This is a genomic window from Alloalcanivorax balearicus MACL04 (assembly GCF_025532145.1).
Taxonomy (GTDB): domain Bacteria; phylum Pseudomonadota; class Gammaproteobacteria; order Pseudomonadales; family Alcanivoracaceae; genus Alloalcanivorax; species Alloalcanivorax balearicus.
This window is the reverse complement of sequence record NZ_ARXS01000003.1, coordinates 238,051-245,593: the sequence shown is the minus strand read 5'-3', so window position 1 is coordinate 245,593 and position 7,543 is coordinate 238,051. Positions and strand designations below refer to the sequence as shown.

General features: G+C 51.3%; 6 protein-coding genes. All 6 read right to left on the bottom strand.

Annotated elements, in window-relative coordinates:
- Window positions 1-25: 25 nt before the first annotated feature.
- The 6 genes from MA04_RS04565 to MA04_RS04540 are packed head-to-tail and all read right to left on the bottom strand — an operon-like array spanning window position 26 to window position 7,338.
- Window positions 26-292: a HupE/UreJ family protein gene (locus MA04_RS04565; RefSeq protein ID WP_262459605.1), complete on the bottom strand. Its 267-nt coding sequence runs from the start codon at window positions 290-292 to the stop codon at window positions 26-28.
- A 3-nt stretch (window positions 293-295) separates the two neighbouring features.
- On the bottom strand, window positions 296-3,424 hold the full coding sequence (locus MA04_RS04560) for an efflux RND transporter permease subunit (RefSeq protein ID WP_262459604.1): 3,129 nt from the start codon (window positions 3,422-3,424) through the stop codon (window positions 296-298).
- 12 nt (window positions 3,425-3,436) lie between these two features.
- The gene (locus MA04_RS04555) at window positions 3,437-4,669 is read right to left on the bottom strand and encodes an efflux RND transporter periplasmic adaptor subunit (protein WP_262459603.1); all 1,233 of its coding nucleotides are present in this window, start codon (window positions 4,667-4,669) and stop codon (window positions 3,437-3,439) included.
- Complete coding sequence (locus tag MA04_RS04550) at window positions 4,669-5,979, bottom strand: TolC family protein (RefSeq protein WP_262459602.1); 1,311 nt, start codon at window positions 5,977-5,979, stop codon at window positions 4,669-4,671. Before MA04_RS04550 ends, MA04_RS04555 begins: the two co-directional genes overlap by 1 nt.
- A gap of 10 nt (window positions 5,980-5,989) precedes the next feature.
- Window positions 5,990-6,952, bottom strand: coding sequence for a M56 family metallopeptidase (locus tag MA04_RS04545; protein ID WP_262459601.1), 963 nt, complete (start codon window positions 6,950-6,952; stop codon window positions 5,990-5,992).
- A complete protein-coding gene (locus tag MA04_RS04540) occupies window positions 6,952-7,338 on the bottom strand; it encodes a BlaI/MecI/CopY family transcriptional regulator (RefSeq protein WP_007149039.1) in 387 nt (128 codons plus the stop codon). The genes MA04_RS04545 and MA04_RS04540 overlap by 1 nt, the downstream gene beginning before the upstream one ends.
- Window positions 7,339-7,543: the final 205 nt, after the last annotated feature.

The following is a 7,543-nucleotide window of genomic DNA, read 5'->3' as shown; positions in this document are numbered from 1 at the left end:
AACGGTGCAACTGAAACAGGGATGTTTACACAAACACCAGAGTAATCGAGTGGCCAATGGTAAACGCGGTTATAAAACGAACAATGTCACTGAAGCGGGTCAGAAAGAACACCACGCCGAACAGAAACAGTAAATGGTCATAGCCTGTGACCATGTGCATCGCTCCAAGCTCAATGTACTCCATGAAACCGGCATTGAGCGCCCTCGCCTTATCCTCTGCTGACATGCCATGCCCCATGGCGATGCTGCTTGCCAAAATGGATAGAAGACCAATCCAGTATTTCAATTTCACAACCTAAACTCCCTTGTTGTTGATTTGCTGCGCTGCCTTCCCATTGACCAGCCGGTACAGGGCTGGCAGGACAAATAGCGTTAGCAAGGTAGAAGAAATAATGCCGCCAATAACGACAGTCGCCAGTGGTCGCTGAACCTCAGACCCGATACCCGTATTCAGCGCCATCGGCACAAAACCCAATGATGCCACCAGTGCGGTGGTTATAATTGGCCGTAACCTGGTCACCGCGCCTTCAATAATCGCGTCATCCAGCGTTACACCTTCATGCATCAACTCACGGATAAACGACACCATTACCAACCCATTGAGGATGGCAATACCCGAGAGCGCGATGAAACCCACAGCTGCAGAAATGGAAAAGGGGATATCTCTGAGAAACAGCAGTAGCACACCGCCCGTCAACGCTAGCGGCACACCAGTAAAGATCACGAGTGAATCCTTGATAGAACCCAGTGCAAAATACAGCAGCGCCACAATCATCAACAATGTCAGTGGCACAACCAGCGTCAGTCGCTGACTAGCAGATTGCAGTTTTTCATAGGTGCCGCCGTATTCCACCCAGTAACCTGCCGGCACCTGTACGGTTTCATTGATGGCTTCGCGAATTTCCTCCACAAACGAACCTAGATCTCGGCCACGCACATTAGCGGTGACGACCACCCTACGCTTGCCATTTTCACGGTTGACTTGGTTGAATCCATCAACCAAGTCAATACTAGCCAGCTCGCGCAAGGGAATCGAACCGAAACCAGGAACCTGAATAGGAAGATATCCCAAGCCTTCCATGTCGGTTCGATATTTTTCAGCCAGTCGAACGACGATATCGGCTCGACGATCACCCTCATAGAAACGCCCTGCCACTTCACCCCCTAATGCTATAGACAACTGGGATTGCAGCGTTGACTTATCTAGGCCATACGACGATAACACTGACTCCTTAGGTGTAATCGTCAAAACAGGTAGGCCAGTTACTTGCTCCATCTGAATGTCCGCAGCCCCGTCTATTTCAGACACCACACTTTCAATCTGCTCTCCCACTGCCTCAAGCTGTTTGAAGTCATCACCGAATACTTTAATAGCCAGCTCCGCGCGAACACCGGCAAGCAGCTCGTTAAAGCGCATCTGTATCGGTTGCAGAAATTCATAACGACTACCCGGAACAGTATCGACGATGGCAGATAAATCCTCGACGACTTGCGCCTTGGATTTCCCTGGATCTGGCCACTGGTCCCTAGGCTTGAGAATAATGAAGTTGTCCGCAACACTGGGTGGAACGGCATCGGTTGCCACATCGGCTGTGCCAATTTTGGCGAAAACTTTCTCCACTTCAGGCATCTTCCGGATTTTTTCTTCCAGCGTTCTCTGCATCGAAATTGCTTGACCAAGGGAGGTTCCAGGGATGCGAAGGGCATGCATAGCAATATCCCCTTCATCCAAATTCGGCACGAACTCACTGCCAAGACGACTGGCCATAAAAATTGATCCGAGCACAACGAATACAGCCAAAGGGACAACCACCATACGCAGATCTACGGCTTTTTTTACCAGACGTTGGTAGCTATTTCGCAACCCTATCATGGCTCTATTTTCCTTCTCTTCCACTCCATTGCGAAAAAGCAAAGCTACACAGGCAGGCACAAACGTTACTGACAACAACATGGCGCTAGCCAAGGCTATGATCACTGTCAGCGCCATGGGATGAAACATCTTCCCTTCTACACCGGACAAGGAAAATATCGGAAGATAGACGGCGGTAATGATAAAGACACCAAACAGTGCAGGCCGCATCACCTCTTTGGTTGCCGTAAAGACAATAACCAGACGCTCTTTCTGACTTGGTGACGACCCCGCTCCCTTCGCTTGGCTCAGTCGGCGCAGGCAATTCTCCACGATGATGATTGCACCATCCACCAGCAAACCAAAATCCAGCGCACCCAGGCTCATCAAATTTGCACTTACTCGCGCATGTACCATGCCAGTAATGGTCATTAACATGGCAATGGGAATCACAGCAGCAGTTAGAAGCGCTGCACGAACATTACCCAGCAAAAGGAACAGGATAACGATGACCAGCAACGCCCCTTCCAATAGGTTTTTTTGTACAGTTTCCAGGGTTTTTTCTACCAGACCGGTGCGGTCGTAGACAGCGGTGGCGGTAATACCTTCCGGTAGGCCAGCCTTGATTTCCTCAAGCTTTTCACCCACTGCGCTAGCGACCGTTCGGCTGTTTTCACCGACCAGCATAAACACCGTACTCATTACCACTTCGCGGCCATTCTGGGTTGCCGCTCCCGAACGTAACTCCAGCCCCTCTTCTACCGTAGCCACATCCTTAAGTCGTAACCGACTGCCATCCTCTGCCGTCACAAGGGTATTGGAAAGAGCCTCAAGTGAGACAACTTGACCCGGCACCCGCAGCAACCATTGAGAGCCGTTCTGCTCTACAAATCCCACACCACGATTTTGATTATTGGCCTCCACAGCCTCTACGATCTGTTGCTGACTGATACCGGCTGCAAGTAACCTACCCGGATCAAGAGCCACCAAAATTTCCCGCTTATAGCCCCCAATGGGGTTCACCTCAACAACACCGGGCACACGCAACAATTGCGGGCGAATGATCCAATCATGCACTGAACGCAGGTCCGTGGGTGTAATGGAATTGCCCTGTGCATCAACGGCACCGGGTTCCGCATCCACCGTAAACATAAAGATCTCACCCAGCCCGGTAGCGATTGGCCCCATCTCTGGTTGCAAACCCATAGGCAGATCTGAACGGGCACCTGATAACCGCTCACTTACTAGTTGTCGAGCAAAGTAGACGTCAGTGTCGTCACTGAAAATTGCTGTTACTTGAGATAAGCCATAACGGGAGACCGAGCGGGTATATTCGAGCCCAGGTAGGCCAGCCAACGTGGTTTCAATCGGATAGGTAACCCGCTGCTCAACTTCCAACGGGGTATATCCCGGCGCCTCAGTATTGATCATCACCTGGACATTTGTGATATCCGGCACCGCGTCAATCGGCAAGCGACTGAAATTCCACAATCCAAGAAAAGACAGAAGAGCGACAACCACCAGCACCAAACGGCGGCGCTGGATGGCGTGTTGAATTATGATTTCTAGCATATCTACAGGCCTTTAGTGATCGTGGGAAGCGCCGGACTTTTCGACATCGGCCTTGAGAAGGAAGCTGTTCTCACTGACATATTCGGTGCCGGGCTTCAAACCACCGAGCACCTCCACCCACTCTTTATCCTGGCGACCCAGCTCCAGCATGCGCACCTCATACTGCTGCCCTACCTTGGCAAACACTACGGTAAAATCCCTGAATCCCTGCAACCCAATACGTTTCACAGCAAGGTCGACCGGATGCTTAGCCACTTCGATTTCAGCAGCCACAAATTGCCCCGGCTTCCAGCCTAAAGGAAGCTTGTCTAGTTTTATTAGCACGTTCAGGGACTGGCCCGAGACAGCCATAGGTTCAATAAAGATCACCTCGCCAGACACCGGCGTCTTGCCACCTGCCTGCTTCAACATGACCCGGTTACCCTCTTTTACCCGCTGGCGGTCAAGAGGATAGACCGCGACTTCTGCCTGGGTTTGCTCGATATCTACTATGACGGCCAAGATACGTTCTCCGGTCGCCTCACCAGCCCCCCCATCCATAAAAGCGATCACACCGGGCATAGGGGCACGCAATGAGTAAGACCGTAGGCTATCGTTACTTTCGATAGTAAAAAGAATATCTCCACGGGAAACCGTATCACCAAGTTTTTTGTGCACACGGACAATCTGTCCTGTAAAACGAGCTCGCAGCTCTCGCTTTCCAGAAGGAGGAAGCTTCAGCTTTCCGTAGGCAGAAATAGTCTCATGCAAGAGAGCGGGACCAGCGACTTCCGTGACAACACCCATGGAGTCAGCGACTTCTTGATCGATGGTTGTGCGGCCTTCAAAACTGTCATACTGCCATTGGTAGTTCTTCCCCTGATATTGCGCGGTTACCGTCACCTTGAATGAATGAGGCTCATATATTTCCATATCTCCGCGCAAAAACGACTCCTGAACAGTAAAACCGATTTCATCACGCACGCCGCCAAGCCGTGTCAGCACAACCTCAAGTTCCACTACTTCCGGATCCACTGCCTTACCATCGTCGGTTATCCAGGCGCGATACTCTGGCGGCACTCCGGTCTCAAAGATAGCCAGCTCCACCACAAAATTTCCTTCGCGAAGCATCAGACCGTTATTGGGTCCCTTATCAGGCTCGGCCTCTTCATTTTCAACAGCACCAGCAGCAATACCAACAGTAGGGAGAATCGCCAATAGACAAACCACTAACAGCAGACCAATATTTTTTATTGCTACTTTCATTAATTTTTCTCCTTACTGTTTGCAGAGAGAGATATTCCGGTGAGACGTTCAATTTCTGTGAGATTAACGTGGGAGCTCAACTGCGCACTGATCAACGCCAATCGAGCATCCAGCAATTCCTGTTTAACGGATTGCCATTCCAGATAAGTAAAACGGCCAACCGAATATGCTTTATTTGCCTCAGCCACCGCCTTCTTTAGCCGAGGAATAATTTCTTCATGCAAGGTGCTGGTCTGATGCCGGCTGTGCTGTAAGGCTTGATACAACTCAAACAGCCTGGCTTTTAAACGCGATTCCTCGCTGATCGCCATGGCTTGATTGACTGATCGTTTAGCCTGCAATTCGCTGACCCTCACTTCATTGCGCCGATTTTTACCCAGAGGAATCGCAACACCGGCCACTACGCCAAAATCATCTGTTGCCTCATAGCGACGCACACCCGCAGAAAAGCGCCAACTTGCAAGCGCATCAGACTTGGCTATCGCCATCTCCGATTCATTCACCCTGGCTCGGGTTAGGAAGATTTTGACTCTAGGGCTGTCTTTCAGTCTGACTTTCAGATCCTCCATGGATACCAGCGTCTGATTTGTCTGAAGCTGTCCGAGGAGCTCAAAGTCCGCTGAATCACTGTCACCCCATTGCGCTGCAAGCTGCTGACGGGCTACCGCCAGCTCATGCTCCAGGTCTTCCACATCAAGTTCACGGCGACGCAATTCCACCTCTGTACGCAGGACATCCACTCGGGATGCCCCCCCTGCCCGACCACGGCGACGTATCTCTTCAAGAGATTGGGCCGCACTGTCTCTTGCCCCTTCGGCTACAGCCAATCGTTCCTGGTAAGACAGGGCAGTGAGAAATGCTTGTGCGGTACGCGCCCCTACATCAAATCGCTGGCGCTCAAGCTCGATGGTAACCAGAGACTGGCGCGCTTCAGCGGCGCCGACCCGACTATCTATCTGTTTACCTTCCAAAGCCCAGCTCAGACTCAAGGTCGCCTGGGCGCTGTCAGCCCCCTCGTAGACACCGCTACCGAGCGCATCTTCTACTTCGAGCTGGACTTCGGTAGCGGTTCTTAATTTAGCTTGGTTAATTTGTGCCTGCGACGCGCCAGCACGAAATGACATGGCTTCCAGTTGCGGATGCTGAGTGAGGCTGCGCTCAATAGCTTGCTGTAGAGTCAGCGAGGCTGCCGCCGCATCCTCCACTAAAGCGGTCTGACCTATCAGCAGTAAAATGGGCAGCATCAAGTGCGCCAAATACCGATTGGCAATCGGTTTTTTACGCGTAAAAAAAACAGAAATCCAGCTCATCTGAACTCTCTCAATGAAGGAAAAGGGTTTCGAATAAATGATGGAGCACGTCAACACCGGCCGCGCTGCTTAATGTTGCAGAAATAGCAAGCACTACAACAGTCACCACAGGCAAAGCACGATATTCACTGACGCCTAGCAGGTGATGAACACGCCGTTCAACCGCATGGCGGGCAAAATAGCTATATGCATCATCTGCTTGCCTGTCTTGAGCGTTTACGGCGACTTTCTCCACCTGGAGTAACGCCTGAGCGATAATTGCAGGCTGGGGATAGCGCTGCACAACCCACTCATCAGCCAACTGTTCAATCGCCAGCTCAAACTCGGCCTGCAGGAAATGGCGTACACCGGGGGGATACAGGCACGTCAACAGGGAGAAGGCGAACTTGGCCAACGGATCGCGGCGACAAATATGAGCCTGTTCATGAAGACTAATAACCCGCCGCTCTTTCGCACTGATTCTGGAGGCAAGGCCTCGAGTAATATAGGCCTTGGGACTCCATAAGCCGGCCACAAACGCCATTGGAACAGGGGTGTCTAGTTCTGCTAGTCCATCTTTGTTGCACTCACTGAGCAGCCCGAGAAGTTGCTGACGCTGAACTTCGGACACCCCTTGCCAGCCCCTCCAAGCAAACAAGGCCAGCAGCCCAATAAGGCAAAAAAACAAGAATACCCCATGCCAGGATGCGGGCGAGAAAAGATAGGCATGATGCCAATGAATAATGTCGGCCAGCCACAGGTTCGCTTGAGGCTTCCACTCAGGGAGGTAGGAAAGCAACGCTGCAGCCACCCCGGCAAACAGCGGAAAAACGGCAAAGACCCAAAGTAGGTTTCTTCGTATAGCCAATTGATAGTGCGGCAGACGACTGGCAACCAGACGAACCAGCAGACTAGCCATCATCGTTCCTGTGACCATTCCCAAGATCAGGATCGTCAACAAGTGAAGAAACAACGCCGGATAGCCGAATATCATCAGCAACTACTCTTCGAGTCGGCAGCCCGGCGCGCTTCAATCAGCTTTTCCAGGGCCGAAACCTGATCATCCGACAACTTTTCAGAAAAGGTGCTGAAAGCTGCAATAAGGGTACTGCCAGGATCCGCACTGTAATCTTCGCCAATTTCTTCGATAAGCTTGGCGATAAAAGCTTGGCGATCCATAGCTGCACTATATTGAAAGGCATGCCCTTGTTTTTCACGGGAAAGGAGCCCTTTCTTGAACAATCGATCCAGCGTGCTCTGGATAGTATTCAAGGTACCTCCGCGCTGCTTCTCGAAATGCGCATAGACAGATTTTGCGTCTGCCGTGCGCCCCTTCCAGAAGTATTGCAAGACTTGCTTTTCTAGTTCACCCAGCTGCATGAATCCTGACCACTTAGAGATTATCAATCTGGCAATCAGACTGACACACATAAAACCGATCGTCAATCGGCTTTTGTATGGCTAGCCCCCCCCCCTCCCAGCATCACACGGAAAAATTTTGTCTTTAACACCTGTAACCCCCGCCGATTATTAGTGTCAGATCAGTGCTGATCTGACACTAAGCAGGGTGCCAAGACCAAAAGAT